Origin of the sequence: Pseudomonas sp. NFACC14, from assembly GCF_900106885.1 — a bacterium.
GTDB classification, from domain to species: Bacteria; Pseudomonadota; Gammaproteobacteria; order Pseudomonadales; family Pseudomonadaceae; genus Aquipseudomonas; species Aquipseudomonas fluorescens_AA.
Genome location: NZ_FNOA01000005.1, coordinates 295,677 through 322,665, shown reverse-complemented (window position 1 = coordinate 322,665; position 26,989 = coordinate 295,677). Strand labels below are relative to the sequence as shown.

Annotated in this window: 19 protein-coding genes; 11 read left to right on the top strand and 8 right to left on the bottom strand. The window is 62.8% G+C overall.

Annotated features, from left to right (window positions below; translation table 11 throughout):
• The coding region (locus BLU85_RS11550; protein WP_139208046.1) for a transposase at window positions 1-295 on the top strand (295 nt) is incomplete at its 5' end.
• Window positions 296-408: 113 nt separating this feature from the next.
• On the opposite strand, the gene BLU85_RS11545 is transcribed toward BLU85_RS11550, so the two are convergent.
• The 4 genes from BLU85_RS11545 to BLU85_RS11530 all read right to left on the bottom strand — a co-directional run bounded on the left by BLU85_RS11545 (window position 409) and on the right by BLU85_RS11530 (window position 5,831).
• On the bottom strand, window positions 409-3,255 hold the full coding sequence (locus BLU85_RS11545; RefSeq protein ID WP_092205362.1) for a valine--tRNA ligase: 2,847 nt from the start codon (window positions 3,253-3,255) through the stop codon (window positions 409-411).
• A gap of 222 nt (window positions 3,256-3,477) precedes the next feature.
• Window positions 3,478-3,843: a DNA polymerase III subunit chi gene (locus BLU85_RS11540; RefSeq protein ID WP_092205363.1), complete on the bottom strand. Its 366-nt coding sequence runs from the start codon at window positions 3,841-3,843 to the stop codon at window positions 3,478-3,480.
• Between the two features lie 8 nt (window positions 3,844-3,851).
• Window positions 3,852-4,280 carry a DNA polymerase III subunit chi gene (locus tag BLU85_RS11535; protein WP_072408970.1) on the bottom strand — a complete coding sequence of 143 codons (429 nt, stop codon included), beginning with the start codon at window positions 4,278-4,280 and terminating at the stop codon, window positions 3,852-3,854.
• Window positions 4,281-4,340: 60 nt separating this feature from the next.
• Window positions 4,341-5,831 carry a leucyl aminopeptidase gene (locus tag BLU85_RS11530; RefSeq protein WP_092205364.1) on the bottom strand — a complete coding sequence of 497 codons (1,491 nt, stop codon included), beginning with the start codon at window positions 5,829-5,831 and terminating at the stop codon, window positions 4,341-4,343.
• Between the two features lie 458 nt (window positions 5,832-6,289).
• On the opposite strand from BLU85_RS11530, the gene lptF reads away from it, so the two are divergent.
• The 8 genes from lptF to pdxJ all read left to right on the top strand — a co-directional run bounded on the left by lptF (window position 6,290) and on the right by pdxJ (window position 14,748).
• Window positions 6,290-7,411: an LPS export ABC transporter permease LptF gene (gene lptF / locus BLU85_RS11525; RefSeq protein ID WP_092205365.1), complete on the top strand. Its 1,122-nt coding sequence runs from the start codon at window positions 6,290-6,292 to the stop codon at window positions 7,409-7,411.
• Entirely contained in the window at window positions 7,404-8,465 is a 1,062-nt protein-coding gene (lptG, locus tag BLU85_RS11520; protein WP_092205366.1) for an LPS export ABC transporter permease LptG, read from the top strand. Before lptF ends, lptG begins: the two co-directional genes overlap by 8 nt.
• Window positions 8,466-8,663: 198 nt before the next feature.
• The gene (lepA, locus tag BLU85_RS11515; protein WP_060740809.1) at window positions 8,664-10,463 is read left to right on the top strand and encodes a translation elongation factor 4; all 1,800 of its coding nucleotides are present in this window, start codon (window positions 8,664-8,666) and stop codon (window positions 10,461-10,463) included.
• A gap of 5 nt (window positions 10,464-10,468) precedes the next feature.
• Window positions 10,469-11,323: a signal peptidase I gene (gene lepB, locus BLU85_RS11510; RefSeq protein WP_060740810.1), complete on the top strand. Its 855-nt coding sequence runs from the start codon at window positions 10,469-10,471 to the stop codon at window positions 11,321-11,323.
• Between the two features lie 185 nt (window positions 11,324-11,508).
• Window positions 11,509-12,198 carry a ribonuclease III gene (rnc, locus tag BLU85_RS11505; protein ID WP_060740811.1) on the top strand — a complete coding sequence of 230 codons (690 nt, stop codon included), beginning with the start codon at window positions 11,509-11,511 and terminating at the stop codon, window positions 12,196-12,198.
• Entirely contained in the window at window positions 12,191-13,093 is a 903-nt protein-coding gene (gene era / locus BLU85_RS11500) for a GTPase Era (protein WP_092205367.1), read from the top strand. Before rnc ends, era begins: the two co-directional genes overlap by 8 nt.
• A 171-nt stretch (window positions 13,094-13,264) precedes the next feature.
• Window positions 13,265-13,954, top strand: a complete 690-nt coding sequence (gene recO / locus BLU85_RS11495) for a DNA repair protein RecO (protein ID WP_092205368.1) — start codon at window positions 13,265-13,267, stop codon at window positions 13,952-13,954.
• A gap of 50 nt (window positions 13,955-14,004) precedes the next feature.
• The gene (gene pdxJ, locus BLU85_RS11490) at window positions 14,005-14,748 is read left to right on the top strand and encodes a pyridoxine 5'-phosphate synthase (RefSeq protein ID WP_092205369.1); all 744 of its coding nucleotides are present in this window, start codon (window positions 14,005-14,007) and stop codon (window positions 14,746-14,748) included.
• A gap of 126 nt (window positions 14,749-14,874) precedes the next feature.
• Here the strand turns inward: pdxJ and mltF are convergent, their stop codons facing one another.
• Window positions 14,875-16,335, bottom strand: a complete 1,461-nt coding sequence (gene mltF / locus BLU85_RS11485; protein ID WP_092205370.1) for a membrane-bound lytic murein transglycosylase MltF — start codon at window positions 16,333-16,335, stop codon at window positions 14,875-14,877.
• A gap of 288 nt (window positions 16,336-16,623) precedes the next feature.
• Here mltF and purL point away from each other — a divergent pair, with 288 nt between their 5' ends.
• Together purL and BLU85_RS11475 are read left to right on the top strand one after the other, a co-directional pair.
• Window positions 16,624-20,520, top strand: a complete 3,897-nt coding sequence (gene purL / locus BLU85_RS11480; RefSeq protein WP_092205371.1) for a phosphoribosylformylglycinamidine synthase — start codon at window positions 16,624-16,626, stop codon at window positions 20,518-20,520.
• A gap of 4 nt (window positions 20,521-20,524) precedes the next feature.
• Entirely contained in the window at window positions 20,525-20,836 is a 312-nt protein-coding gene (locus BLU85_RS11475) for a YqfO family protein (protein ID WP_092205372.1), read from the top strand.
• A gap of 245 nt (window positions 20,837-21,081) precedes the next feature.
• On the opposite strand, the gene BLU85_RS11470 is transcribed toward BLU85_RS11475, so the two are convergent.
• The 3 genes from BLU85_RS11470 to ptsP form a co-directional block, all read right to left on the bottom strand.
• The gene (locus BLU85_RS11470; RefSeq protein WP_139208065.1) at window positions 21,082-22,164 is read right to left on the bottom strand and encodes a scabin-related ADP-ribosyltransferase; all 1,083 of its coding nucleotides are present in this window, start codon (window positions 22,162-22,164) and stop codon (window positions 21,082-21,084) included.
• A 525-nt stretch (window positions 22,165-22,689) separates the two neighbouring features.
• Window positions 22,690-24,405 carry an N-acetylglucosamine-specific PTS transporter subunit IIBC gene (nagE, locus tag BLU85_RS11465; protein ID WP_092205374.1) on the bottom strand — a complete coding sequence of 572 codons (1,716 nt, stop codon included), beginning with the start codon at window positions 24,403-24,405 and terminating at the stop codon, window positions 22,690-22,692.
• A gap of 33 nt (window positions 24,406-24,438) precedes the next feature.
• Window positions 24,439-26,952: a phosphoenolpyruvate--protein phosphotransferase gene (ptsP, locus tag BLU85_RS11460; RefSeq protein WP_092205375.1), complete on the bottom strand. Its 2,514-nt coding sequence runs from the start codon at window positions 26,950-26,952 to the stop codon at window positions 24,439-24,441.
• Between the last annotated feature and the right edge of the window lie 37 nt (window positions 26,953-26,989).

Here is a 26,989-nt window from a genome sequence, read left to right as displayed (position 1 = left end):
CAGAAACGCAGACGCTTTCATTGCCTTCTTGGGGATGGACTTGCGAGTGTCGAAATCAGGACAAAAAGACGGGCGCCGCAGCTTGAGTAAACGAGGCGACCCGGAAGTTCGTCGGCTGTTACACAATGCCGCCATGTCGGCTAGCCGCACGTCTGCCTGGAAAGGCTTCTATGAAAAGCAAAGAGCTCGTGGTTTCACTACCACTCAGGCGTTGGTAATGCTGGCTCGCAAGCTGGCTCGGATCGTATTCGCTCTGCTGAAAGAGCAAAGCGAATACCAACCCAAAGCGGCTTGAGGGCTTCCCCTCAACCATAGAATCTCCCACAGAGGGGCTCAGCATGAGTAGGAAAGTGCCAGGCAGAAAAAAAGGAGGCCGCCAGGGCCTCCTTCTTCAGTGACGAACCGCCGTTACAGGCTGGAGATCCGCCCATGCTGTTCGGCCAGCTTGCCCAGGGCCTGCTCGGCCTCGGCCAGTTTGGCCCGTTCCTTCTCGATGACTTCGGCCGGAGCCTTGTCAACGAAACCGGCGTTGGACAGCTTGCCGCCGACCCGCTGCACTTCACCCTTCAGACGCAGGATTTCCTTGTCCAGGCGCGCCAGTTCGGCGGCCTTGTCGATCAGGCCGGCCATCGGCACCAGCACTTCCATCTCGCCGACCAGGGCGGTGGCGGACAGTGGTGCTTCTTCGCCGGCGGCCAGCACCGTCACCGACTCGAGCTTCGCCAGCTTCTTGAGCAGCGCCTCGTTTTCGTTGAGGCGGCGCAGGTCTTCGGCGCTGGCATTCTTCAGGAACAGGGTCAGCGGCTTGCCCGGGCCGATGTTCATTTCGGCGCGGATGTTACGCAGGCCCAGCATGAAGGTCTTGAGCCATTCGATGTCGTCCTCGGCTGCCGGATCGATGCGGGTCTCGTTGGCCACCGGCCACGGTTGCAGCATGATCGTCTTGCCCTGGATGCCCGCCAGCGGTGCGATGCGCTGCCAGATTTCCTCGGTGATGAACGGCATGAACGGATGCGCCAGGCGCAGGGCCACTTCCAGCACGCGAACCAGGGTGCGACGGGTGCCGCGCTGGCGCTCGACCGGTGCGTTTTCGTCCCACAGCACCGGCTTGGACAGCTCCAGGTACCAGTCGCAGTACTGGTTCCAGATGAACTCGTACAAGGCTTGTGCGGCCAAGTCGAAACGGAACTGGTCCAGTTGGCGGGTCACTTCGGCTTCGGTGCGTTGCAACTGGGAAATGATCCAGCGATCGGCCAGGGTCAGCTCGTAGGCTTCGCCGTTCTGGCCGCAGTCTTCGCCCTTGTCCAGCACGTAGCGCGCGGCGTTCCAGATCTTGTTGCAGAAGTTGCGATAGCCTTCGACGCGACCCATGTCGAACTTGATGTCGCGACCGGTGGACGCCAGCGAGCAGAAAGTGAAACGCAGGGCATCGGTGCCGTAGCTGGCGATGCCCTCGGCGAATTCTTCGCGGGTGGCCTTCTCGATCTTCTTCGCCAGTTTCGGCTGCATCAGGCCGGAGGTGCGTTTCTGCACCAGGGTTTCCAGGTCGATGCCGTCGATGATGTCCAGCGGGTCCAGGACGTTGCCCTTGGACTTGGACATCTTCTGGCCCTGGCCATCGCGCACCAGGCCGTGGACGTAGACCGTCTTGAACGGCACTTGAGGAGTGCCGTCCTCGTTCTTCACCAGGTGCATGGTCAGCATGATCATCCGGGCGACCCAGAAGAAAATGATGTCGAAGCCGGTGACCAGCACGTCGGTGGAGTGGAATTTCTTCAGGAACTCGGTCTGCTGCGGCCAGCCCAGGGTCGAGAAGGTCCACAGGCCCGAGCTGAACCAGGTGTCGAGGACGTCGTTGTCCTGCGCCAGGGCGATGTCCGGACCGAGGTTGTGCTTGGCGCGGACTTCGGCTTCATCGCGGCCGACATAGACCTTGCCCGATTCGTCGTACCAGGCCGGGATGCGATGGCCCCACCACAGCTGACGGCTGATGCACCAATCCTGGATGTCGCGCATCCACGAGAAATACATGTTTTCGTATTGCTTGGGCACGAACTGGATGCGGCCGTCTTCCACGGCGGCAATCGCCGGCTCGGCCAGCGGTTTGGTGGACACGTACCACTGGTCGGTCAGCCACGGTTCGATGATGGTGCCGGAGCGGTCGCCTTTCGGGACTTTCAGGGCGTGATCGTCGACGCTGACCAGCAGGCCGGCGGCCTCGAACGCCGCGACGATCCGCTTGCGCGCTTCGAAGCGGTCCAGGCCGGCGTATTCGGCCGGCAACGCACCGTCGACGCTTTCGTTCAGCGTGCCGTCGAGGTTGAACACCTGGGCCGCGGGCAACACGTTGGCGTTCTTGTCGAAGATGTTCAGCAGCGGCAGGTTGTGGCGCTTGCCGACTTCGTAGTCGTTGAAATCGTGGGCCGGGGTGATTTTCACACAGCCGGTGCCGAATTCAGGGTCGCAGTAATCGTCGCCGATGATCGGGATGCGCCGGCCAACCAGGGGCAGCTCGACGAACTTGCCGATCAGGGCCTGGTAGCGCTCGTCGTTCGGGTTTACCGCCACGGCGGCGTCACCGAGCATGGTTTCCGGACGCGTGGTGGCGACGATCAGGTAATCCTTGCCTTCGGCGGTCTTGGCGCCATCGGTCAGGGGGTACTTGAGGTTCCACAGGAAACCTTTCTCGTCGTGGTTCTCCACTTCGAGGTCGGAAATGGCCGTGTGCAACTTGGTGTCCCAGTTGACCAGGCGCTTGCCGCGATAGATCAGCCCGTCTTCATGCAGGCGCACGAAGGCTTCCTTCACCGCTTCCGAAAGACCGTCGTCCATGGTGAAGCGCTCGCGGCTCCAGTCCACGGACGAGCCGAGGCGACGGATCTGGCGGCTGATGTTGCCACCGGACTCGTCTTTCCATTCCCAGACTTTCTCGAGGAATTTCTCGCGGCCCAGGTCGTGGCGATTCTGGCCTTGGGCTTCGAGGCGGCGTTCCACCAGCATCTGCGTGGCGATACCGGCATGGTCGGTGCCCGGCTGCCACAAGGTGTTGCGACCTTGCATGCGACGGAAACGGATCAGGGCGTCCATGATCGCGTTGTTGAAGCCGTGGCCCATGTGCAGGCTGCCGGTGACGTTCGGCGGCGGGATCATGATGGTGTAGGAATCGCCCGCGCCTTGCGGAGCGAAATAATTCTCGGACTCCCAGGTGTTGTACCAGGAAGTTTCAATGGCGTGCGGCTGGTAGGTCTTATCCATGCGCGGCGGGACCCTATTGGCATTTATTCAGGAAAAGCCGGGAAGTATAGCGGGCGGGGCTGGTGCAAGCCACAGGCGCAGAAAGTGTGAGCATTGCCGAATCCTGTGGGAGCCGAGCTTGCTCGCGATAGCGGCGGCACATCCGACAATGATGCAGGCTGACCCGCCGCCATCGCGAGCAAGCTCGGCTCCCACAAGGTGTCCACTGTGAGGCAGGAAAACCTACTCGTAGTGGTTGAGCAACCGCTCCATCCGCGCATCCAGCCGGCGCTTGATCTCGGTTTCGATGTGCGGGGCGAAGTCGTCGATGACGTCTTGCATGATCAACTGCGCCGCAGCGCGCAATTCGCGGTCCAGGTGCAGCAGGACGTCGGGGCCCTTGGCTTCGGCCTTGGCGGCAGGCTCGGGTTCGGGCTGGCCGTTGATCGGATCGAACAGCAAGGGAATCTGCTCGTCATGCACCGGCTCGGGCACGACCGTGTCGGTCAGCAGTGGCGGTTGCAGGTTGTCGTCGCCGAGCAACTGGCGGATCGACTCGAGGTCATCCAGCAGGTGCGCGGGCTTTTGTGGCGATTTTGGAGTGTCCATCGTAGGGCTCAGAGTCGCTGTAAACGGTGGTCTTGCAGAGGATAGCCCTGTTCGCGGTAGAAACGGAAACTCTCCCGCGCGGCTTGTCGGATGGCCGGGTCTTCGACCACCACTTCCGCCACGCGGGCGAAGCGCTGGGCAAAGGCCGGTACTTTCAGATCGAGGTTGACCAACAGGTCCTGGTGCTGGCCGCAGTCATCTCCCAACCCCAGCACGATCAGCCCCTCGGGTTCGCTTTCGGCCGGGCCGTGGGGCACGAAACTCTCGCCCTTGAACGCCCATAGGCGTGCATCCAGGTCGTCGCGCTGGGCGGCATCGCTGCAATGCAGGTAGATGCGGTGCCCCATCCGCCAGGCCTTTTCGACGAGCTTGCAGGCGAAATCCAGCCGCGCCGACGGATCGGCGCTGGGCAGGATATAGAAATCGACTTTGGTCATTGCGGTTCCTGAGCCGCCGCTGGCGCCACCCGAGGGCGACGCCAACGGCGGTCATTGGTGTCAGGCCTTGGCGCGGTCCAGCAGGTACTGAGTCAGCAGGGGCACTGGGCGGCCGGTGGCGCCTTTGTCCTTGCCGCCGCTGGTCCAGGCCGTGCCGGCGATGTCCAGGTGCGCCCAGTTCAGGTTCTTGGTGAAACGCGACAGGAAGCAGGCCGCGGTGATGGTCCCGGCTTTCGGGCCGCCGATGTTGGCGATGTCGGCGAACGGGCTGTCCAGTTGTTCCTGGTACTCGTCGAACAAGGGCAACTGCCAGGCGCGGTCGTCGGCTTGCTGGCCGGCGCTGAGCAATTGGCCGATCAGTTCATCGTTGTTGCCCAGCAGGCCCGAAGTGTGGGCACCGAGGGCGACGACGCAGGCGCCGGTCAGGGTGGCGATGTCGATCACCGCCTGCGGCTTGAAGCGCTCGGAGTAGGTGAGGGCGTCACACAGCACCAGGCGGCCTTCGGCGTCGGTGTTGAGGATTTCCACGGTCTGGCCGCTCATGGTGGTGACGATGTCGCCCGGACGCGAGGCCGTGCCGCTGGGCATGTTCTCGGCGCAGGCCAGGATGCACACCAGGTTGATCGGCAGTTGCAGTTCGAGCACGGCGCGCAGGGTGCCGAACACACTCGCGGCACCGCCCATGTCGTACTTCATTTCATCCATGCCGGCGCCTGGCTTGAGGCTGATGCCGCCGGTGTCGAAGGTGATGCCCTTGCCGACCAGCGCGTAAGGCTTCTCGGACTTCTTGCCGCCGTTGTATTGCATGACGATCAGGCGTGGCGGCTGGGCGCTGCCCTGGCCGACGGCATAGAACGAACCCATGCCCAGGTCCTTGATCTTCTTCTCGTCGAAGACTTCGACCTTCAGGCCCTTGAACTCCTTGCCCAGTGCCTTGGCCTGTTCGCCGAGGAACGTCGGGTGGCAGATGTTCGGCGGCAGGTTGCCCAGGTCGCGGGTGAAGGCCATGCCGTTGGCAATCGCGGTGGCGTGGGTCACGGCGCGCTGGACTTCAGCCTGGGCGGCCTTGATGGTCAGCAGGGTGATTTTCTTCAGGGCGCGAGGGTCGGCTTTCTGGCTCTTGAACTGGTCGAACTGGTATTCGCCGTCCACCAGGGTTTCCGCCAGCAGACGGTTCTTGCCGTAGCTGTCGCGCCCCTTGACCACCAACTCGTCCAACGCCAGGACGGCATCGGTGCCGCCCAGGCCCTTGAGGGTGCCCAGCGCGCCGGCGATGACTTTACGGAACGGACGGTCGCCCAGTTCGGCGTCCTTGCCCACGCCCAGCAGCAGCACCCGATCGGCCTTGAGGTTGGGCAGGCTGTGCAGCAACAGGCTCTGGCCGACCTTGCCGGCCAGGTCGCCGCGCTTGAGCACGGCGCTGATGGCACCGCCGCTCAGGCTGTCGAGCTGGGTGGCGACGACGCCGAGCTTGCGGTTTTCACCGACGGCAACCACCAGCGTGGCGGTTTTCAACGTTTCTGGGCTGACGCTTTTTACAACCAGTTCCATGTCCGGATCCCTGAGTGAATGGTCAAGAGGCCAGGCGCCGACACAATGGCGCGCTGAGCGAGCTTCTTCTATATAAAAGAAGCGCCGGTGCTTGCCGGCGACAAAGGCCGCAGTTTGAACCCCGGCGCCCGAGCCTGACAACCCTCGGCGGCGCTAACTTTTGGCTTTAAGCAGCGGTTTAAAGCGTGCGAAGTGACAGGCGCCTCCAATCACAGGATAATGCGGCTCTTTTTTCGGCGGTTCGCGTTGGCGGGCCGGCTCGATACGTTTGCTTGTTTGGCCGCCTTAAGGGTTTGTATGAAAAGTCGCCGAGCGGCGATCAGGCACGGCGAAAACAGGCGAGGAAGCGGAGTTGACTGGCTGTCAATGAGCATTCCGAGCCTGTTTTCAACGCTGCATGATCGTCGCGCAGGCACTTTTCATACAAAACCCAGCCTGACAACCCTGGAGTGTCTGGTGTGATCGTCTTTCGTTATCTATCCCGCGAAGTCCTGCTGACCCTGAGCGCCGTGAGCGCCGTGCTGCTGGTCATCATCATGAGCGGACGCTTCATCAAATACCTTGCCCAGGCGGCCTCCGGCGCCCTGGATCCGGGCTCCCTGTTCCTGATCATGGGGTTCCGCCTGCCGGGCTTCCTGCAATTGATCCTGCCGCTGGGGTTGTTCCTCGGCATTTTGCTGGCCTATGGGCGCCTGTACCTGGACAGTGAAATGACCGTGCTGTCGGCCACCGGCATGAGCCAGCAGCGGCTGTTTCGCATGACCCTGTTCCCGGCCACATTGGTGGCGCTGGTGGTGGCCTGGCTGAGCCTGAGCCTGTCGCCCCAGGGCGCCAACCAATTCCAGCTGCTGATCAACCAGCAGGACGCCATGACCGAATTCGACACCCTGGTGCCAGGGCGTTTCCAGGCCCTGCGCGATGGCACCCGGGTGACTTACACCGAACAGCTCTCGGATGACCGGATCGACCTGGGCGGCGTCTTCATTACGCAAAAGAACCTGTCTTCGGACGCCAAGAAGGACCGTGGCATTTCCGTGCTGGTAGCCGAGAAGGGCCGGCAGGAAATCAACCCCGACGGCAACCGCTACCTGATCCTGCACAACGGCTACCGCTACGATGGCAATCCGGGGCAGGCCGACTACCGGGCCATCAAGTACGACACCTATGGCGTGCTGTTGCCCAAGCCCGAGGTCAGCGACGAAGTCACCGATCGCGATGCGATGCCGACCGCCAGCCTGCTGGGCAACCAGGACATTCGTGCCCGCACCGAGCTGCAATGGCGCCTGTCGTTGCCGCTGCTGGTATTCATCGTGACCCTCATGGCGGTCCCGCTGTCGCGGGTCAACCCGCGCCAGGGCCGTTTCCTCAAGTTGCTGCCGGCGATTCTCCTGTATATGGCTTACCTGACCATCCTGATTTCCGCCCGCGGCGCCCTGGAGAAGGGCAAGATCCCGCCGACGCTGGGCTTGTGGTGGGTGCATGGCATCTTCCTGGCCATCGGCCTGGGGCTGCTCTATTGGGAACCGCTGCGCCTGAAACTGGCCAGTCGTCGCAGCGCGCTGGAGGTGGCCCGTGGTTAAACTCGACCGCTACATCGGCAGCAGCGTATTCATGGCGATTCTCGCGGTGCTGGGGATCATCCTTGGCTTGGCGACCCTGTTTGCCTTCATCGATGAAATGAGCGACGTCAGCGACACCTATACCCTGACGGACGTGGCGAGCTACGTGCTGCTGACCGCGCCTCGGCGCCTGTACGACATGCTGCCGATGGCGGCGCTGATCGGCTGCCTGATCGGCCTGGGCAGCCTGGCCAGCAACAGCGAGCTGACCATCATGCGCGCCGCAGGCGTGTCCATTGGTCGGATCGTCTGGGCGGTGATGAAGCCGATGCTGGTGCTGATGCTGGTGGGTGTGTTGATCGGCGAATACATTGCCCCGGCCACCGAGAACACCGCCCAGGCGAACCGTTCCCTGGCCCAGGGCGGCGGTGATGCGCAAAGCGCCAAGCACGGCCTGTGGCACCGCCAGGGTGACGAGTTCATCCACATCAACTCGGTCCAGCCCAATGGCATCCTCTATGGCGTGACCCGCTATCGTTTCGACGACCAGCGGCACATGCTGTCATCGAGCTTCGCCAAGCGGGCGAATTTCGCCGAGGACCACTGGCAACTGAGTGATGTCACCACCACCCTGTTCCATGACAAGCGCACCGAAGTGGTCTCCGCCCCGCAAGAGCGTTGGGACGTGTCGATCAGCCCGCAGTTGCTCAGCACCGTGGTGATGGCGCCGGAATCGCTGTCGATTACCGGTTTGTGGGGCTATATCCACTACCTGGCGGACCAGGGCCTGAACAATGGCCGCTACTGGCTGGCTTTTTGGGTCAAGGTGTTGCAACCGCTGGTCACCGCCGCCCTGGTGTTGATGGCGATTTCCTTCATTTTCGGCCCGCTGCGCTCGGTGACCCTCGGTCAACGAGTGTTCACCGGCGTGCTGGTGGGCTTCACCTTCCGTATCGCCCAGGATCTGCTGGGGCCGTCGAGCCTGGTGTTCGGTTTCTCGCCACTGTTCGCGGTGCTGGTGCCGGCCGGTGTCTGCGCGTTGGCCGGGGTCTGGCTGCTGCGTCGGGCGGGTTGACCGCAGGCGTAGCGAGGGGGCTGTGGGGGCTGGGCTGTGTGGGAGCAAAGCTTGCTCGCGATACGGGCGATGCGGTCTTTCGGAAATCGAGGTGGCTGTTTCGCGAGCAAGCTTTGCTCCCACTCGCGCGGTGTATCAGGTACAATTCCCGGCTATTTTTCGGCGGGCCATGCCTGCAGCCTTTTTGAGTGTTGATCCGTGAGTGATTTGAGTCATATCCGCAATTTCTCCATCATCGCCCACATTGACCATGGCAAGTCGACGCTGGCTGATCGCTTCATCCAGATGTGCGGCGGCCTGGCCGAGCGTGAAATGGAAGCCCAGGTCCTGGATTCCATGGACCTCGAGCGTGAGCGCGGGATCACCATCAAGGCCCACAGCGTTACCCTCTATTACAAGGCCCGCGACGGCGTCACCTATCAACTGAACTTCATCGATACCCCCGGCCACGTCGACTTCACCTATGAAGTCAGCCGGTCGCTGGCGGCCTGTGAGGGTGCATTGCTGGTGGTCGATGCCGGCCAGGGCGTCGAGGCCCAGTCGGTTGCCAACTGCTACACGGCCATCGAGCAGGGCCTGGAGGTCATGCCGGTGCTGAACAAGATCGACCTGCCCCAGGCCGATCCGGACCGCGTGAAGGAAGAAATCGAGAAAATCATCGGCATCGACGCCACCGACGCGGTCACCTGCAGCGCCAAGACCGGCCTGGGCGTGGATGAAGTGCTCGAACGCCTGGTCACCACCATTCCCGCGCCAACCGGCAACATCGAAGATCCGCTGCAAGCGTTGATCATCGACTCCTGGTTCGACAACTACCTGGGCGTAGTCTCCCTGGTACGCGTGCGCCATGGCCGCGTGAAGAAGGGCGACAAGATCCTGGTCAAGTCCACCGGCAAGATCCACCTGGTGGACAGCGTCGGGGTCTTCAACCCGAAACATACCGCCACCGTCGACCTCAAGGCCGGCGAAGTGGGCTTCATCATCGCCGGTATCAAGGACATCCACGGGGCGCCGGTCGGCGACACCCTGACCTTGAGCTCCACCCCCGACGTCGACGTGCTGCCCGGTTTCAAGCGCATCCAGCCGCAGGTCTATGCCGGCCTGTTCCCGGTCAGCTCCGACGACTTCGAGGATTTCCGCGAAGCCCTGCAAAAGCTGACCCTGAACGACTCGTCCCTGCAATACACCCCGGAAAGCTCCGACGCCCTGGGCTTCGGCTTCCGCTGCGGGTTCCTGGGCATGCTGCACATGGAAATCATCCAGGAGCGCCTGGAGCGCGAGTACGACCTGGACCTGATCACCACGGCGCCGACGGTAATCTTCGAGCTGCTGCTCAAGAACGGCGAAACCCTCTACGTCGACAACCCGTCCAAGCTGCCGGACCTGTCGGCCATCGAGGACATGCGCGAGCCGATCGTGCGGGCCAACATCCTTGTGCCTCAGGAGCACCTGGGTAACGTCATTACCCTGTGCATCGAGAAACGCGGCGTACAACACGACATGCTGTTCCTTGGCACGCAGGTCCAGGTGACCTACGACCTGCCGATGAACGAAGTGGTGCTGGACTTCTTCGACCGTCTCAAATCCACCAGTCGCGGCTATGCTTCGCTGGACTATCATTTTGATCGTTACCAATCGGCTAATCTGGTGAAACTGGATGTGCTGATCAACGGTGAGAAAGTCGATGCACTGGCATTGATCGTGCACCGTGACAACGCGCACTACAAAGGTCGTGCATTGACCGAGAAGATGAAGGAACTGATTCCGCGGCAGATGTTCGATGTGGCAATCCAGGCCGCCATTGGCGGGCAGATTGTGGCGCGTACAACCGTCAAGGCGCTCAGAAAGAACGTATTGGCCAAATGCTATGGCGGCGACGTCAGCCGTAAGCGCAAGCTGTTGGAAAAGCAGAAGGCCGGTAAAAAACGCATGAAGCAGGTCGGTAACGTGGAAATTCCACAGGAAGCCTTCCTTGCGGTGCTCAGGTTGGATAGTTAGGTCCTATGTCGCTAAATTTCCCGCTGTTGCTGGTTATCGCCGTGTTTGTCTGCGGCCTGTTGGCGTTGCTTGATCTGTTGTTCCTGGCGCCTCGGCGCCGGGCGGCCATTGCCTCTTATCAGGGCAGCGTCAGCCAGCCTGATGGCGTGGTGGTCGAAAAGCTCAACAAGGAACCGCTGCTGGTCGAATACGGCAAGTCGTTCTTCCCGGTGCTGTTCATCGTGCTGGTGTTGCGTTCGTTCCTGGTGGAACCGTTCCAGATCCCATCCGGCTCGATGAAGCCGACCCTGGACGTGGGCGACTTCATTCTGGTGAACAAGTTCTCCTACGGGATCCGCCTGCCGGTGATCGACAAGAAGGTCATCGAAGTGGGTGACCCGCAGCGCGGCGATGTCATGGTGTTCCGCTTCCCGAGCGACCCGAACGTCAACTACATCAAGCGCGTGGTTGGCTTGCCGGGCGACACGATCCGCTACACCGCCGACAAGCGTCTGTTCGTCAATGGCGAATCAGTGGCCGAACAATTGCTCGGTTCCGAGCCGGGTACGCTGGGCAGTGCCGAACTCTACCGGGAAAAACTCGGCGAGGCCGAACACCTGATCCGCAAGGAAATGAGCCGCTACCGCGCAACGCCGGACCGTTCGTGGACCGTGCCGGCGGGGCACTATTTCATGATGGGCGACAACCGTGACAACTCCAACGACAGCCGTTACTGGGATGATCCGAACATTCCCAAGGACCTGCTGGGCATGGTCCCGGACCGAAACATCGTCGGCAAGGCCTTTGCGGTCTGGATGAGCTGGCCGGAACCCAAACTCAGCCACCTGCCGAATTTCTCGCGGGTTGGCCTGATCAAGTAATCCCACACGGCGCTGTTGAACACAGCGCCGAATGCTTTTCTGGAGCCTGCGTTAAGGTTGCCCGGAGGCATGAAGCCAACGATAGTCAGGACGTCATTTTTGAACACAGCGTTAATTGTCCCAAGCCAACGGTGCCTCGCCACCCTGGCGGTGGAATCCAGCCACGAACTCAGCGTGGGTAAACCGTGAGCGTTTCTCTAAGCCGTCTCGAGCGTCAGCTCGGCTACACCTTCAAGGACCCGGACCTGATGCTCCTGGCCCTCACTCACCGCAGTTTTGCCGGGCGCAACAACGAACGCCTGGAGTTCCTCGGTGATGCCATCCTCAACTTCGTGGCCGGCGAGGCGCTGTTCGAGCGCTTCCCGCTGGCCCGCGAAGGCCAGTTGTCGCGTTTGCGCGCGCGGTTGGTAAAAGGTGAGACCCTGGCCGTACTGGCCCGTGGTTTCGACTTGGGCGAATACCTGCGCCTGGGCTCCGGTGAATTGAAAAGCGGCGGTTTCCGCCGCGAGTCGATCCTGGCCGATGCCCTGGAAGCGTTGATTGGCGCGATCTACCTGGACTCAGGCATGGACATGGCGCGCGAACGCGTGCTGGCCTGGCTGACTTCCGAGATCGACAGCCTGACGCTGGTGGACACCAACAAGGATCCGAAGACCCGTTTGCAGGAATTCCTGCAATCGCGCAGTTGCGAACTGCCGCGCTACGAAGTGGTGGATATCCAGGGTGAGCCGCATTGCCGAACCTTCTTCGTCGAATGCGAAGTTGTCCTACTGAATGAAAAAAGCCGGGGTCAGGGTGTGAGTCGTCGTATTGCCGAACAGGTAGCGGCCGCCGCAGCACTGATAGCCCTGGGCGTGGAGAATGGCAATGACTGATACAACCGTCACCCGCTGCGGCTATGTCGCCATTGTCGGTCGGCCGAACGTGGGCAAGTCCACGCTGCTGAACCACATCCTGGGCCAGAAACTGGCGATCACCTCGCGCAAGCCCCAGACCACCCGCCACAACATGCTGGGCATCAAGACCGAAGGCGCCGTGCAGGCGATCTACGTCGACACCCCGGGCATGCACAAGGGTGGCGAAAAAGCCCTGAACCGCTACATGAACAAGACTGCCTCGGCGGCGTTGAAAGACGTCGATGTGGTGATCTTTGTGGTCGACCGCACCAAATGGACCGACGAAGACCAGATGGTCCTCGAACGCGTCCAGTACGTGACAGGGCCGTTGATCGTGGCGCTGAACAAGACCGATCGCATCGAAGACAAGGCTGAGCTGATGCCGCACCTGGCCTGGTTGCAGGAACAGTTGCCCAATGCCCAGATCATCCCGATCTCTGCCCAGCACGGCCATAACCTCGATGCGCTGGAGCGGGTGATTGCCGAACATCTGCCGGAAAACGATCATTTCTTCCCTGAAGACCAGATCACCGACCGCAGCAGCCGTTTCCTCGCCGCCGAGCTGGTGCGCGAGAAAATCATGCGCCAGATGGGCGCCGAGCTGCCGTACCAGATCACGGTCGAGATCGAGGAGTTCAAGCAACAGGGCAAGACCCTGCACATTCATGCGTTGATCCTCGTCGAACGTGACGGCCAGAAGAAAATCATCATTGGCGACAAGGGCGAGCGCATCAAGCGCATCGGCACCGAGGCGCGCAAGGACATGGAGCTGCTGTTCGACTCCAAGATCATGCTCAACCTGTGGGTCAAGGTGAAGGGCGGCTGGTCCGATGACGAGCGTGCGTTGCGTTCGTTGGGTTACGGCGACCTCTGATCAGCTGACTGGATGTACCAAGAACCATTGTGGGAGCGAGCTTGCTCGCGATGAGGGCCTGATATTCAACATGGATGTTGACTGACAGACCGCTATCGCGAGCAAGCTCGCTCCCACATTGGTTTGGGGTTGTTGAAAACTCTGCTCGTCATATTGAGAACTCTGATTTCCATGCCCCCGACCCAACCCACCGGCCAACCCGCCTACGTCCTCCACAGCCGCGCCTACCGCGAAAGCAGCGCCCTGGTGGACTTCCTCACGCCCCAGGGGCGGCTGCGGGCGGTGTTGCGGGGGGCGCGGGGCAAAGCGGGGACGCTGGCGCGGCCGTTCGTGCCGCTGGAAGTCGAATTTCGCGGGCGGGGCGAGTTGAAGAACGTCGGGCGCATGGAAAGCAACGGCGTCGCCGCCTGGCTCAACGGCGAGGCGTTGTTCAGCGGCTTGTACCTCAATGAACTGCTGATCCGCCTGCTGCCCGCCGAAGATCCCCACCCGGCCGTCTTCGACCACTACGCCGCCACGCTGCTGGCCCTGGCCGAAGGCCGACCACTGGAGCCGCTGCTGCGTTCGTTCGAATGGCGGCTGCTGGATGACCTGGGCTATGGCTTCGACTTGAGCACCGACCTGCACGGCGAGCCCATCGCCGCCGACGGCCTCTACCGTTTGCAAGTGGATGCTGGCCTGGAGCGGGTGTACCTGCTGCAACCGGGGCTGTTCAATGGCGCCGAGCTGCTGGCCATGGCCGAGGCCGACTGGAGCGCGCCGGGCGCCTTGTCGGCGGCCAAGCGTCTGATGCGCCAAGCCCTGGCCGTGCACCTGGGCGGTCGGCCCCTGGTCAGTCGCGAGTTGTTTCGCAAGCCCTGATCAACCCGTATGCTGTGGGCCGACTATCTGTCCCTTCCAGGAGCCTTTTTGTGAGCACCAGCAATCGCATTCTTCTCGGCGTGAACATCGACCATGTCGCCACCCTGCGCCAGGCCCGCGGTACCCGCTACCCGGATCCGGTCAAGGCCGCGCTGGACGCGGAAGAGGCGGGTGCCGACGGCATCACCGTGCACCTGCGTGAAGACCGTCGCCACATCCAGGAGCGCGACGTGCTGCTGCTCAAGGACGTGCTGCAAACCCGCATGAACTTCGAAATGGGCGTGACCGAGGAAATGATGGCGTTCGCTGAGCTCGTCCGCCCGGCGCACATCTGCCTGGTGCCGGAGACGCGCCAGGAACTGACCACCGAAGGCGGCCTCGACGTAGCGGGGCAGGAATCGCGGATCAGCCTGGCAGTGGAACGCCTGTCGAAGATCGGTGCCGAGGTATCGCTGTTCATCGATGCCGACGAACGGCAGATCGAGGCGTCCAAGCGGGTCGGCGCCCCGGCCATCGAACTGCACACCGGTCGTTACGCCGATGCCGAAACCCCCACCGCCGTGGCCGACGAGCTGCAGCGGGTCGCCGATGGCGTCGCCTTTGGCCTGGCCCAGGGCTTGATCGTCAACGCCGGCCATGGCTTGCACTACCACAACGTCGAAGCCGTGGCGGCCATCAAGGGCATCAACGAGCTGAACATCGGTCACGCGCTGGTGGCCCATGCGTTGTTCGTCGGGTTCAAGTCGGCGGTGGCGGAAATGAAAGCGCTGATCCTGGCTGCCGCCAAGTCCTGAGCAGCCACTATCCCCTGTGGGAGCGAGCTTGCTCGCGATAGCGGACTGACAGTCATCAACACCAGTGCCGAAGGTCAGGCCCTCATCGCGAGCAAGCTCGCTCCCACAGAGGTTGGGGTGACTTAATTAAAGCTGCGGGGATTCCTGGTTAGGCTTGCTCTTGTCCACACCCGGCACGTGCAGGTTGCCCTCGGCCACCTGGTCGCCTTCGAGTTGCGGCTGCGTCACCCAGGTCAGGATGTCGTAGTAGCGACGGATGTTCGCCACGAAATGCACGGGCTCGCCGCCCCGGGCGTAGCCGTAGCGGGTCTTGCTGTACCACTGCTTCTGGGACAGGCGCGGCAGGATCTTCTTCACATCCAGCCACTTGTTCGGGTTCAGCCCTTCCTTGGCCGCCAGTTTGCGGGCGTCGTCCAGGTGGCCGCTGCCGACGTTATAGGCAGCCAGGGCGAACCAGGTGCGGTCGGGCTCCTCGATGCTTTCGTCCAGTTGGTCCTTCATGTAGGCCAGGTACTTGGCGCCGCCCATGATGCTTTGCTTCGGGTCCAGGCGGTTGGACACGCCCATGGCCTGGGCGGTGTTCTGGGTCAGCATCATCAGGCCGCGCACGCCGGTCTTGGACGTGACCGCCGGTTGCCACAGCGACTCCTGGTAGCCGATCGCGGCCAGCAGGCGCCAATCGACTTTTTCCTGCTTGGCGTAGGCCTTGAAGTGCTGTTCGTATTTGGGCAGGCGTTGTTGCAGGTGCTGGGCGAACGTGGTGGCGCCCATGTAGCCGAGGACATCGACGTGGCCGTAGTAGCGGTCCTTGAGGCGTTGCAGCGTGCCGTTCTTCTGCACTTTGTCGAGGTAGCTGTTGATCTCGTTGAGCAGGCTGTTGTCTTCGCCGGGGGCCACGGCCCAGCTCTGGCTGCGGGCATCGCCCAGGTCGAAGGCCACGCGCACGTTGGGGAAGTAGACCTGGTTCATCGCCACTTCGTTGGAGTCCACCAGGGTCAGGTCGATCTGCCCCTCGTCGACCATGCGCAGCAGGTCGACCACTTCAACCGCGTCGGACTCTTCGTATTCGATGCCGGGGTATTGCTGTTTCAGCTGCGCCAGCTGTTCGGCGTGGCTGCTGCCCTTGAGCACCATGATCTTCTTGCCCGCCAGGGCGGCTGCGTCGGTGGGGCGTGACTGGCCGTTGCGGTAGATGACCTGCGGGGTGACTTCCAGGTAGGCGTGGGAAAACCGTACCTGCTTCTTGCGCTGTTCGCTGCTGACCAGGCCCGCGGCCGCCAATACCGGACCGTTGGGCTTGCCGATCTGGTTGAACAGGTCGTCGAGGTTGTCGGCGGTCTCGATCTTCAGTTCCACCCCCAAATCGTCGGCGAAGCGCTTCACCAGCTCGTATTCGAAGCCGGTTTCACCGTTACGATCCTCAAAGTAGGTGGCGGGGCTGTTTCGGGTAACCACCCGCAGCACGCCATCCTCCTTTACGCGCTCCAGTGTGTTGGGTTTCTCAACACAACCACTGAGCACCAGGAAGAGTCCGGTTGCGATCAGCCATCTGGCATATCGCGGACGCAAAGCCGTTGGGGAAAACATCTGCGCAGTATACGCAAACGGCCCCTACCGCCATATCTCGACAGCAAAAGGCCAGTCTGCTAGCGGTTGCAAAACATGTCCGCAACACCGGCCGGCCGGGGTGTGGCAGGCTTTGCGCCGCTGAAAAATATCTCTGCGCGAACCTTGGCATGGGGGTGCAATACCGTCGCAGGCGCGGAGACCGACATTCGGCCTGCACCGTGCGTGCCGTTTCGGGTGCCGTTGCCGGCGGTTTAGGCTAGAATGCACGGCCTCAAAGCACACCCCCTTCCCGAGGCTGTCCCGAAGATGTTGATCCTGCGCGGCGCTCCTGCCCTTTCTGCCTTTCGCCACAGCAAACTCCTTGAGCAACTGAGCCAAAAGGTTCCGGCTGTCAGTGGCTTGTATGCTGAATTCGCTCACTTCGCCGAAGTCACCGGCGGTTTGACCGGCGACGAACAGCAGGTGCTCGCGCGCCTTCTGAAGTACGGCCCCAGTGTTCCTGTCCAGGAGCCGGCCGGTCGCCTGTTCCTGGTGCTGCCGCGTTTCGGCACCATTTCGCCATGGTCGAGCAAGGCCAGCGACATCGCCCGCAATTGCGGCCTGGCGAAGATCCAGCGCCTGGAGCGCGGCATTGCCTTTTATGTCGCCGGCGAGTTCAACGAGGCCGAGGCCCAGTTGATCGCCGAAGGCTTGCATGACCGCATGACCCAGGTCGTGCTGGGCAACCTGGAGCAGGCCGCCGGTCTGTTCAGCCACGCCGAACCCAAGCCGCTGACGGCCATCGACGTACTGGGCGGCGGCCGCGCCGCACTGGAAAACGCCAACGCCGAACTGGGCCTGGCCCTGGCCGAAGACGAGATCGATTACCTGGTCAACGCCTTCCAGGGTTTGAAGCGCAACCCGCACGACATCGAACTGATGATGTTCGCCCAGGCCAACTCCGAGCACTGCCGCCACAAGATCTTCAACGCCAGTTGGGACATTGACGGCCAGAGCCAGGAAAAAAGCCTGTTCGGCATGATCAAGAACACCTATCAGATGCATAACGAAGGTGTGCTGTCGGCCTACAAGGACAACGCGGCGGTGATCGTCGGCAACGTTGCCGGTCGCTTCTACCCGAACCCCGAGACCCGCCAGTACGGTGCGGTCCAGGAGCCGGTGCACATCCTGATGAAGGTCGAGACCCACAACCACCCGACCGCCATTGCGCCGTTCCCGGGCGCGTCCACCGGTTCCGGTGGCGAGATCCGCGACGAAGGCGCCACGGGGCGCGGTGCCAAGCCCAAGGCCGGCCTGACCGGTTTCACCGTGTCGAACCTGCAGATCCCGGGCTTCGAACAGCCGTGGGAAAAGCCCTACGGCAAGCCTGAGCGCATCGTCAACGCCCTCGACATCATGATCGAAGGTCCCCTGGGGGGCGCGGCGTTCAACAACGAATTCGGCCGTCCGGCCCTGACCGGCTACTTCCGTACCTTCGAACAGTCCATCACCACCCCCCGTGGTGAGGAAGTCCGTGGTTACCACAAGCCGATCATGCTCGCGGGCGGCATGGGCAACATCCGCGCCGAACACGTGCAGAAAGGCGAGATCCTGGTCGGCTCCAAGCTGATCGTCCTCGGCGGCCCGGCCATGCTGATCGGCCTGGGTGGCGGCGCGGCTTCCTCCATGGCCACCGGCACCAGCTCGGCCGACCTGGACTTCGCCTCGGTCCAGCGGGAAAACCCGGAAATGGAACGCCGTTGCCAGGAAGTCATCGACCGTTGCTGGCAGTTGGGTGAACACAACCCCATCAGCTTCATCCACGACGTCGGCGCGGGCGGCCTGTCCAACGCCTTCCCGGAACTGGTCAACGACGGCGGCCGTGGTGGCCGCTTCGAACTGCGCAACATTCCAAACGACGAGCCGGGCATGGCCCCGCACGAAATCTGGAGCAACGAATCCCAGGAGCGTTACGTCCTGGCGGTCGGTCCGGCCGACTTCGAACGCTTCCAGGCCATTTGCGAGCGCGAACGCTGCCCGTTCGCGGTAGTGGGTGAAGCCACCGCCGAGCCGCAACTGACCGTCACCGACAGCCACTTCGGCAACAGCCCGGTGGACATGCCGTTGGAAGTGCTGCTGGGCAAGGCCCCACGCATGCACCGTTCGGCGGTTCGCGAAGCGGAACTGGGCGATGATTTCGATCCGTCCACCCTCGACCTCGGCGAGTCCATCGAGCGCGTGCTGCATCACCCGGCCGTGGCGAGCAAGAGCTTCCTGATCACCATCGGCGACCGCACCATCACCGGCCTCGTGGCCCGTGACCAGATGGTCGGCCCATGGCAGGTGCCGGTGGCCGACGTGGCCGTGACCGCCACCAGCTTCGACGTCTACACCGGCGAAGCCATGGCGATGGGCGAGCGCACGCCGCTGGCGCTGCTGGATGCCCCGGCCTCGGGCCGCATGGCGATCGGCGAGACCCTGACCAACATCGCGGCTTCGCGCATCGGCAAGATTTCCGACATCAAGCTGTCGGCCAACTGGATGTCCGCCGCCGGTCACCCGGGTGAAGATGCCCGCCTGTACGACACCGTCAAGGCTGTCGGCATGGAGCTGTGCCCGGAGCTGGGGATCACCATTCCGGTGGGCAAGGACTCCATGTCCATGGCCACGCGCTGGAACGACGAAGGCGTGGACAAGAGCGTGACCTCGCCGCTGTCGCTGATCGTGACTGGTTTCGCCCCGGTCACCGACATCCGCCAGACCCTGACCCCGCAACTGCGCATGGACAAGGGCACCACCGACCTGATCCTGATCGACCTGGGCCGTGGCCAGAACCGCATGGGCGCCTCGATCCTGGCCCAGGTGCATGGCAAGCTCGGTTCGCAAGCGCCGGACGTCGACGATGCCGAAGACCTGAAGGCGTTCTTCGCCGTTATCCAGGGCCTCAACGCCGACGGTCACCTGCTGGCCTACCACGACCGTTCCGACGGTGGTTTGCTGACCACCGTGGTGGAAATGGCCTTCGCCGGTCACTGTGGCCTGAGCCTGACCCTCGACAGCGTGGCCGAGTCCACGGCTGAAATCCCGGCCATCCTGTTCAACGAAGAACTGGGTGCGGTGATCCAGGTTCGCCAGGACGCCACCCCGGACATCCTCGCCCAGTTCAGCGCCGCCGGCCTGGCCGACTGCGTCTCGGTGATCGGCCAGCCGATCAACAACGCCCACATCAACATCACCTTCAACGGCGACACCGTCTTCGAAGGCCAGCGCAGTCTGTTGCAGCGTCAGTGGGCTGAAACCAGCTACCAGATCCAGCGCCTGCGCGACAACGCCGAGTGCGCCGAGCAGGAGTTCGACGCGCTGCTGGAAGAAGACAACCCGGGCCTGAGCGCCAAGCTCAGCTACGACGTCAACCACGACGTGGCCGCGCCCTACATCAAGAAAGGCATTCGCCCACAAGTGGCGGTCCTGCGCGAGCAGGGCGTCAATGGCCAGGTGGAGATGGCGGCAGCGTTCGACCGCGCCGGTTTCAACGCGATCGACGTGCACATGAGCGACATCCTGGCCGGTCGTGTCGACCTGAACGACTTCAAGGGCATGGTCGCCTGCGGCGGTTTCTCCTACGGCGACGTGCTCGGTGCCGGTGAAGGCTGGGCCAAGTCGGCGCTGTTCAACAGCCGTGCCCGCGATGCGTTCCAGGGTTTCTTCGAGCGTAATGACAGCTTCACCCTCGGCGTGTGCAACGGTTGCCAGATGATGTCGAACCTGCACGAGTTGATCCCGGGCAGCGAATTCTGGCCGCACTTCGTGCGTAACCGTTCCGAGCAGTTCGAAGCACGCGTGGCGATGGTCCAGGTCCAGGAGTCGAACTCGATCTTCCTGCAGGGCATGGCCGGTTCGCGGATGCCGATCGCCATCGCCCACGGCGAAGGCCATGCGGAATTCGAAAGCGAAGAAGCCCTGCTCGAAGCCGACCTGTCCGGTTGCGTATCGCTACGGTTTGTCGACAACCACGGCAAGGTCACCGAAACCTACCCGGCCAACCCGAACGGCTCGCCGCGCGGGATCACCGGCCTGACCAGCCGCGATGGCCGCGTCACGATCATGATGCCGCACCCGGAGCGGGTGTTCCGCGCGGTGCAGAACTCGTGGCGTTCGGACGACTGGAACGAAGACGCACCCTGGATGCGCATGTTCCGCAACGCCCGCGTCTGGGTGAACTAAGACGGTGTACAAGCTCTGCTTCTTCGTCCCGGCCAGCCATGTGGAGGAGGTCAAAACCGCCGTATTCGCTGCCGGTGGCGGGCGAATCGGCGACTATGACCACTGTGCCTGGCAAGTGTTGGGCCTGGGCCAGTTCCGTCCTCTGGATGGCAGCCAACCGTTCATCGGCGAGGCGGGCCAGGTCGAGCAGGTCGAGGAGTGGAAGGTAGAGCTTGTCGTTGCCGATGAGCTGATTCGTGGGGTGGTGAACGCGCTGAAACAAAGCCATCCCTACGAGACGCCAGCGTATGAAGTGTGGCGGTTGGAGGATTTCTGATCCTCGGTTCGTTGAAATGAAAAACCGCTGATTGAGCCAGCGGTTTTTTATTGCCCGGGTGAATGGCAAAACCATGCCCGCCAGCGCAAGCAGGTTCCCCCTTGGAGTCCAGTGATCCCGTTGGCACAGTCCACCCTGTGGGAGCGAGCTTGCTCGCGATAGCGGTGGGTCCGCTTAGATGAACAGTGGATGTGCCGCCGTCATCGCGAGCAAGCTCGCTCCCACATGGGCTTTTCCTGGCCCGTCTACTGATGTCGGTTTTCGAGGCGGCAGGCTTCTTTTTCGATGCCGATGCATTCGACCGGTTCGCCCACACCTTTCTCGAACCGGCGGGCATTCATCAATAGCCCGCCCTTGATACCGCCGATGAACGCGAAGGCGCCTGGACGGTTGCCGGTGTGCTCCCCTGACAGATCCACCGCCACGCTGTTGGGCCTGACCTCGTACACCCAACCGCCGTTTGCCGCTTCCGTGACCGCCCAGATCTTGGCATCGCTATAGTCACGAAACGCCACGACGACCGATTGAACGGAAGGAGACTCCGGGCTGCTCGCCCAGCGCAAGACCGGTGGTTGCGAGTTTCTTGCCCGTAACCCACTGGCCAGTGCGTCCGCTCCTTGCACAGGGTTGATCCTCGAGGAGCCCACCGCCCAGAGGGATTCTTTGTTCGTCACCCAGGCCAGGCCTTCTGGCGGGGTGATCTTGCTCCAATCGATGGGCGTCGCTGCGACTTCCAGCATCGTCTCGTGACCAGAGGGTTCACGGTAGTCCGGGTTGGCGACGCAATCGGCCAGGTCGGTTTTCTTGCAGGCCTGCTTGATAAAGTGCCCTTTGACCCCGCCGGGGTAGCTGATCTCTTCCTCGCCGATAATAGGCCCCCCCGATTCCTGCTGGTCGATGCCATGGGGAGCCTTGAATTCGAATACCCATTCGTTGGCGAAGCTCTGGGCGATACGCTGGCTGCGCGTGGTACTGCTGTAGACCGAGTGCTGGGCCCCGGCTCCATGCTTGAACCAGTCGTACATCCATGTGTCTTCGGGGAAGGCCACTGATTTGGGCAGCAAGCCGTCCCGGAAGGCCTCGAGGCCTTGATTGGTGGTGTCTCCCCGGTAGAGCGTGTCCAGGTCGGTCCGCCAGCGCAATAAGGGTTGGGTCTTGCGGATATCCACGCTGGGATCCGCCGTGACCTGGAGCCAGGCCTGGTACCAGGGTTCATCCTTCTGCGCCGAGTCCTGGGTCGTTGCCCACGCATTGGGGCTCGCCTGCCAGGCGCCTGCCAATACCATGGCGACAGTCGCCGCCCGTATAAAACCGCTGCTTCTACTCATGATGTGGACACCTCTCCTGAAACGAGGATGCCAATCGAATCACATACTTCATTACGACCTATTCTTCGAATTGACAGTTTAATTACCGATTGCGCAGTGCGAAGGCAACGCGGGGGTGTGCCTCGGTTCACTGCGTGAGAGTGAGAATAGATGACTGTTTTAGGTTTTAAGACCTTATTTTGTAACAAGCATCTCAGTTGGAAGCGGTCGCGAATATCAGGGTTGTGTTTATTGGCTGTTACTGGTCTGAATTATCCATTGCCTGTTATTTCTGACAGTTGCTAGCGCTTGGTCGATGACCTTTAATCGAGGGTTTTGTCGAGGGGATCGCGCTAGATAATTTTTCGGTTGGGTACAGGTTCGGACTTGATGCAATAAGTACCGGCCTCATCGCGAGCAAGCTCGCTCCCACAGGAGGCAGGTGTCGATCACAGGTCTTGTGAACAACACCCAGCCACTGTGGGAGCGAGCTTGCTCGCGATAAATCGAAAGAAGAATACAAAAATCCCGGTAGAACTTGGGGTGCTAGGCCCCGGCATCGACCTTGCGGCCATGCGCCAGGCCATCCAATGCCTGCCATAACCGCGGCGCCTTCTCCCCCAGCAGCAGGTGCCAGACGCCACCCCCCAACGGGCTCATACCTTGACACCCCAGCCCTTTGAGCCGGCTTTCCGACAAGCCCTTGTCATCGGCCAGCCGCACCCGTAGCCGGCTCGTCGCCACGCACTCGAGTTGCAGGACATTGTCCTGGCCTCCGAGGGCGTCCAGCCATTGTTGCGCTTCTGTGCTGGAAAGGGCGGCCGGCGTCGTCGGTGCAACGGCATTCGGTACCGGCGCGGTGACCGGGCGAAGGGTGGAGGGCATCGCCAGGCGAATTTCATCGGCAATGCTGTCGGCCATCGGCCCCACCACCACCTGCAGGCTCCCGCCGTTACCGGGGCGCACCACGGCCATGGCGCCGAGGGCCTTGAGCCGGGCGTCGGACGCCTTGTTACGGTCCACCATGTCCAGCCGCAAGCGCGTGGTGCAGGCACCGATGGTGATCAGGTTGTCAGCGCCGCCCAACGCCTGGATGTAGGCCGCGGCCCGCTGGTTTTCGGCGATGGCCGGTTTGTCGCCTGCCGGTACCTCTTCACGCCCCGGGGTCTTCAGGTCGAAGCGGCGGATGCAGAAGTCGAACACCAGGTAGTAGATCGCCGCGTAGGCCAGGCCCACCGGGACGACCAACCAGCCGTTGGTGGATTTGCCCCAGCCCAGGACCATGTCGATGAAGCCGCCGGAGAAGGTAAAGCCCAGGTGAATGTCCAGCAGATTGGTCACGGCCATCGACACTCCGGTGAGCAGCGCGTGGACCAGGTACAGCAGGGGCGCGAGGAACATGAAGGCGAATTCGATCGGCTCGGTGACACCGGTCAGGAACGAGGTCAGCGCCATGGACAGCAGGATCCCACCCATGACCTTGCGCCGCTGGGGCAGGGCGTTGCGGTACATCGCCAGGCACGCGGCGGGCAGGCCGAAGAGCATCACCGGGAACATGCCGGTCATGAACTGGCCGCCCTTGGGATCGCCGGCGAAATAACGGCTCAGGTCACCGGTGACCACCGCACCGGTATCGGGGTCGGTGAAACTGCCGAAGATGAACCAGGCCATGTTATTGAGGATGTGGTGCAGGCCGGTAACGATCAGCAATCGGTTGAACACCCCGAACACGAAGGCGCCGAAACTGCCGCTTTCCATCAGCAAGGCGCCGAAACCGTTGATACCCTGCTGGATCGGCGGCCAGATAAGGCCGAACACCACGCCCAGCCCGACGGCGCTGAAGCCGGTGACAATCGGCACGAAGCGCCGGCCACCAAAGAACGCCAGGTATTCCGGCAACTTGATGTCCTTGAATCGGTTATACAGCGCACCCGCCAGCAGGCCGCTGATGATCCCGGCGAGCATGCCCATGTTGATGCTGGCATCGAGCACCTTCAGGGTGGCGATCATCACCAGGTAGCCGATGGCCCCGGCCAACCCCGCCGTACCGTTGTTGTCCCGGGCGAAGCCCACGGCGATGCCGATGGCGAAGATCATCGCCAGGTTGGCGAAAATCGCCTGGCCGGCATCGTGGATGATGGCGATGTCCAAGAGATCGGTGTCGCCCAGGCGCAGCAACAAGCCGGCGATGGGCAGGATCGCGATGGGCAGCATCAGTGCCCGGCCGAGGCGTTGCAGCCCTTCGATGAAATGCTGGTACATGGCGTCTCTCCCTTTATTGTTCTTCGAGGTGGCTCAGCCCAGGGGCCAGTGTCGATGGCAGGCACGGCGTACCGCGAGTGCGCTGCCCAGGTCCAGCAGTTCGCTGCTCAAGCGAGCGCACTGCGCGGCGTCGAGGTGGCGTACGCGGTCCTTGATTTCGCCGATCTGCGGCGGGCTGACCGACAGTTCCCGTACACCCAGGCCGATCAGTACGGGCGTGGCTAACGGGTCCGAGGCCAGGGCCCCGCACACGCCGACCCAACGTCCATGCCTGGCGGCACCGGCGCAGGTCTGGGCGATCAGCCGCAGCAGCGCGGGGTGCAGGGCATCGACCCGGGCGGCGAGGCCGGCGTGGTCGCGGTCCATGGCCAGGGTGTATTGCGACAGGTCGTTGGTGCCGATGGAGAGGAAATCCGCATGTTCGGCCAATTGTTCGGCCAGCAACGCGGCGGCCGGCACTTCGATCATCACCCCCAGTTGCGGGCGTTCGCCCAGGCCCAGTTCAGTGCCGAGGGCATCGAGGCGTTGGCGGATGTGCAGCAGTTCGTCGACTTCGGTGACCATGGGCAACAGGATCCGGCAGCGGTCCAGCGGACGGGTTTGCAGCAGGGCGCGCAGTTGCTGGTCGAGCAGGTCCGGTCGCACCTGGGCCAGGCGAATGCCGCGCAGGCCCAGTACCGGGTTGGCTTCGCTGGGCAGTGGCAGGTAATCCAGTTGCTTGTCGCCGCCCACGTCGATGGTGCGAATGATCACCGGCCTGTCGCCCATGGCATCGAGTACGGCTTGATAGGCCTGGCGCTGTTCTTCTTCGTCGGGGGCGGTGTGGCGGTCGACGAAGAGAAATTCGGTGCGCAACAAGCCAACGCCATCGGCACCGTTGGCCAAGCTTTCGCCGGCTTCGGCGCTGGAGGCCACGTTAGCGGCGACTTCAACCTCCACGCCATCGACGGTTCGCGCCGGCGTGTGGGCGAGGGTCTGTTGTTGGGCGCGCCGGACCGTGCGTCGGGTCTGTGCTTGCCGCACCTGCGCCAGGCGCTCGGCGGTTGGCGTGAGTTCGAGGCGGCCACCGTCAGCGTCCAGCACCACCGATTGCCCTGGCGCCTGCGCAAGCAGTGCCTCGCCCAGCGCCACCAGGCACGGCAGGCCTTTGCCCCGGGCCAGGATCGCCACATGGGACGTCGCGCCGCCCTCGACCATGCACACGCCGGCCACGCCTTGGGCGCTGAGTTGCAGCAGGTCCGACGGGGTCAGTTCCTGGGCGGCGACGATGGCGCCCGCCACAACGTCGAATTGCCAGGTCTCACCCAGCAACACCCGCAGGACCCGTTGGCGCAAGTCGCGCAAATCGTTGGCGCGCTCGGCCAGCAGCGTGCTGCCCAGTTGTTGCAGGACCTGGCATTGCGCGTCGATGGAACGGCTCCAGGCGTGGGACGCGGCACTGCCTTGTTCGATGAAGAGGTCGGCGGCATCCAGCAGTAGCGGGTCTTCCAGTAGCGCCAGGTGGGCACTGAAGATCGCCTCTTCATCGTGGTGCTTCTTGGCCCGGGCGTGCTCCAGCGTGAGGTGGATCTCGCCACGGACCTGGGCCAGGGCGTCACTCAGGCGTTGTCGCTGCTCTTCGATGGCATGGCCGCCGATGTCTTTTGGCAATTGAATGCCGTTCAACCGAACCAGCGGCCCGGTTACCAGGCCAGGGGCGGCACATACGCCGTGCAGCACACCTTCTTCTGCATTCGTCCGTGGTGGTTCGGGCGACGGCGCGCTGGCATGGGCCTCTTCCACCAGGGCTGTGGATAAAGTCGCCAGCAAGGCTTGCAGCGCCGCCTCGGCATCGCTGCCCCGGCAACTGACGTGCACTTGCGCCTGTTCGGTGATGGCCAGCCCCATCATGCCCATGACGCTGTCGCAGGAGGCCGACTTGCCGCCGAAATGCAGCTGCGAGCGGCTCTTGAAGCCTTGCGCGGTCTGGCGTACCAGCGCCGCCGGGCGGGCGTGAAGACCGCCTCGATGGGCGATGCGGATCTGGCCGAACACTTCGATGCCGTCGTCTTGGTCGTGATGTTCCGCTTGGCCGCCGGCCTTGGCGAGAATGTGCAGCAGCGGCTCACCGACCTTCACCCCTTCGAGCGTGATGGGCCGTGCCTGGAAACGCTCGCCGTTGGTGATGACCAGCAGGCTGACCAGGCTCTTGCAGCGCAGCGCCACTTTATCCACGTCATAACGCAGCAGCGGCTGGCCATGGCTGACCCGTGCCCCTTCCTTGACCAGCATGGAAAACCCGTCGCCTTGCAGCTCGACCGTATCCAGGCCCAGGTGCAGCAGCAGTTCGGCGCCATTGTCGGCCCGCAGGGTCACCGCATGGCCGGTGCGGGCGACGTGGATCACTTCAGCGTCGCAGGGCGCGTAGAGGGTGTCGTTCAGCGGGTCGATGGCGATCCCATCGCCCATGGCGCCGCTGGCGAATACCGCGTCCGGGACATTGGCGAGGGTGAGCACCGGGCCGCTGAGGGGGGCGCTGAGGATCAGCTCTTTATTGTTGTTGGGCATGGGCTCGCTCTCTTCAGGCTCTTGTTTGAAAAGCAGT

Bases quoted from the DNA above. Each gene is read 5' to 3' on its own strand.
- BLU85_RS11545 (WP_092205362.1), bottom strand. From the start codon at position 3,255: ATGGATAAGACCTACCAGCCGCACGCCATTGAAACTTCCTGGTACAAC.
- BLU85_RS11540 (WP_092205363.1), bottom strand. From the start codon at position 3,843: ATGGACACTCCAAAATCGCCACAAAAGCCCGCGCACCTGCTGGATGAC.
- BLU85_RS11535 (WP_072408970.1), bottom strand. From the start codon at position 4,280: ATGACCAAAGTCGATTTCTATATCCTGCCCAGCGCCGATCCGTCGGCG.
- BLU85_RS11530 (WP_092205364.1), bottom strand. From the start codon at position 5,831: ATGGAACTGGTTGTAAAAAGCGTCAGCCCAGAAACGTTGAAAACCGCC.
- lepB (WP_060740810.1), top strand. From the start codon at position 10,469: ATGTCGCTAAATTTCCCGCTGTTGCTGGTTATCGCCGTGTTTGTCTGC.
- era (WP_092205367.1), top strand. From the start codon at position 12,191: ATGACTGATACAACCGTCACCCGCTGCGGCTATGTCGCCATTGTCGGT.
- recO (WP_092205368.1), top strand. From the start codon at position 13,265: ATGCCCCCGACCCAACCCACCGGCCAACCCGCCTACGTCCTCCACAGC.
- mltF (WP_092205370.1), bottom strand. From the start codon at position 16,335: ATGTTTTCCCCAACGGCTTTGCGTCCGCGATATGCCAGATGGCTGATC.
- purL (WP_092205371.1), top strand. From the start codon at position 16,624: ATGTTGATCCTGCGCGGCGCTCCTGCCCTTTCTGCCTTTCGCCACAGC.
- BLU85_RS11470 (WP_139208065.1), bottom strand. From the start codon at position 22,164: ATGAGTAGAAGCAGCGGTTTTATACGGGCGGCGACTGTCGCCATGGTA.
- nagE (WP_092205374.1), bottom strand. From the start codon at position 24,405: ATGTACCAGCATTTCATCGAAGGGCTGCAACGCCTCGGCCGGGCACTG.
- ptsP (WP_092205375.1), bottom strand. From the start codon at position 26,952: ATGCCCAACAACAATAAAGAGCTGATCCTCAGCGCCCCCCTCAGCGGC.